Annotated in this window: 2 protein-coding genes; both read right to left on the minus strand. The window is 70.1% G+C overall.

The genetic code is table 11. The features are described 5' to 3' along the window. A partial coding sequence (locus CCN33_RS21880) for an ATP-binding protein (RefSeq protein ID WP_086695244.1) occupies positions 1-1,362 on the minus strand: 1,362 nt, incomplete at its 3' end. Positions 1,363-1,371: 9 nt separating this feature from the next. After that, positions 1,372-2,237: SCO6880 family protein (locus CCN33_RS21885; protein WP_341866587.1), on the minus strand; the 866-nt coding region annotated here is incomplete at its 5' end.

The following is a 2,237-nucleotide window of genomic DNA, read 5'->3' on the forward strand; positions in this document are numbered from 1 at the left end:
GGCGGCGGCCCGCTGCTCGGCCTCCAGTTCGGCGGCGCGCAGGGCGTCGTCGAGGTCGGCGGAGGACTCGGTCATCGCGCGGTCGGTGAAGACCAGGGGGCGTTCCGTCTCGGTGACCAGGTGTTTGACCACCTGGACGTTGCCGTTGACGTCCCAGACCGCGATGCCGGGGGTGAGCGTCGGGATGATCTCCACGGCCCAGCGGGGCAGGCCGAGGACCCGGCCGGTCGCTCTGGCCTCGTCGGCCTTCTGGGCGTAGATCGTCCGGGTGGAGGCCATTTTGAGGATCGCGGCCGCCTCCTTCGCCGCCGCGCCGTCGACCACGTCGGAGAGGTGGTGGACGACGGCGACGAAGGACAGGCCGAGGCGCCGGCCGAACTTCAGCAGCCGCTGGAACAGCTGGGCCACGAACGGGCTGTTGATGATGTGCCAGGCTTCCTCGACCAGGAAGATGCGCTTCTTGCGGTCGGGCCTGATCCAGGTGTGCTCCAGCCACACGCCGACGATCGCCATCAGGATGGGCATGGCGATGGAGTTGCGGTCGATGTGCGAGAGGTCGAAGACGATCAGCGGGGCGTCCAGGTCGATGCCGACCGTGGTCGGGCCGTCGAACATGCCGCGCAGGTCGCCGTCGACCAGCCGGTCGATCACCAGGGCGACGTCCAGGCCCCAGGCCCGTACGTCGTCTATGGCCACGTTCATCGCCTCGGCGGACTCCGGCTCGGGGTGGCGGAGCTGCTCGACGATGTCGGTGAGGACGGGCTGGCGGTCGACGATGGTCTCGTTGACGTAGGAGTGCGCGACCTTGAGGGCGAAGCCCGAGCGTTCGTCCAGGCCGTGGCCGAGGGCGACCTCGATGATCGTGCGGAGCAGCGCGAGCTGGCCGGTGGTGGTGATCGCGGGGTCGAGCGGGTTGAGCCGGATGCCGTGGTTGAGCGCGGCGGTCGGGTCGAGCCGGATGGGGGTTATCCCCAGCTCCTCCGCGATGAGGTTCCATTCGCCGACCCCGTCCTCGCCCTGGGCGTCCAGGACGACGACCTGGCGGTCCTTGAAGCGGAGCTGGCGCAGCACGTACGTCTTCTCCAGCGCCGACTTGCCGTTGCCGGACTCGCCGAGGACGAGCCAGTGCGGGGCCGGGAGCTGCTGGCCGTAGAGCTGGAAGGGGTCGTAGATGTAGCCCTTTCCGGAGTAGACCTCGCGGCCGATGATGACGCCTGAGTCGCCGAGGCCGGGGGCGGCCGTCGGCAGGTAGACCGCCTGGGCCTGCCCGGTGGAGGTGCGCACCGGGAGGCGGGTGGTCTCGACCTTCCCGAAGAGGAAGGACGTGAAGGCGTCGGTGAGGACGGACAGCGGATCTCGCATGGAGAGCCTCTACCTTCGGATGCCGGTGGCGAACGGGAGGGTGTTCACGAACGCGCGGTGGTGCTCGCGGTCGCACCACTCCAGCTTCAGGTACGACTTGCCCGCCGAGGCGCGGATCGTGCGCTTGTCGCGGTTGAGCGCCTCGGGGGAGCGGGCGGAGACGGTGATGTAGCCGACGAGGTTGACGCCGGCGGCTCCGCTGGCGAGGTCCTCGCCGCGCTGGTCGAGGCGGGAGTGGGCGGCGACGTCGCGCGGGTCGACGGTGCGGTTCATCTTGGCGGCGCGGGACGCCTCGGCCTCGTCGTTGGTCTTCTCCGTCAGCATGCGCTCGATGGCGACCTCGGTGGGTTCGAGGTCCATGGTGACGGCGACGGTGCGGATCACGTCCGGGGTGTGGACGAGGAGGGGGGCGAGGAAGTTGACGCCGACGGGGGTCATCGGCCACTCCTTCACCCAGGCGGTGGCGTGGCACCAGGGGGCGCGGGTGGTGGACTCGCGCGTCTTGGCCTGGAGGTAGGTGGGCTCCATGGCGTTCAGCTCGGCGGGCCAGGCGTTGCGCTGGGTCATGGCCTGGATGTGGTCGATGGGGTGGTCCGGGTCGTACATGGAGTGGATCAGGGAGGAGAGGCGGCCCTGTCCTAGGGGCTGGCGGACCCGGATGTCGGCTTCCTGGAGGCGGGAGCAGATGTCGGTCAGCTCGCGGGCCATGACGATGGCGAGTCCGGCGTCGCGGTCGAGCTTGCGGCCGGCCTGGGGGCGGGCGGCGCGGGCCATGGCGTGCGCCTCGGCGGCCAGGTCGCGGCTGTAGCTCATGCAGGCGACGAGGTAGGCGCGGTGCTGCTCGCTGCTGGTGGACACCATGGACTGGAGCTGGT

Source organism: Streptomyces recifensis (genome assembly GCF_002154615.1).
GTDB lineage: Bacteria > Actinomycetota > Actinomycetes > Streptomycetales > Streptomycetaceae > Streptomyces > Streptomyces griseoluteus.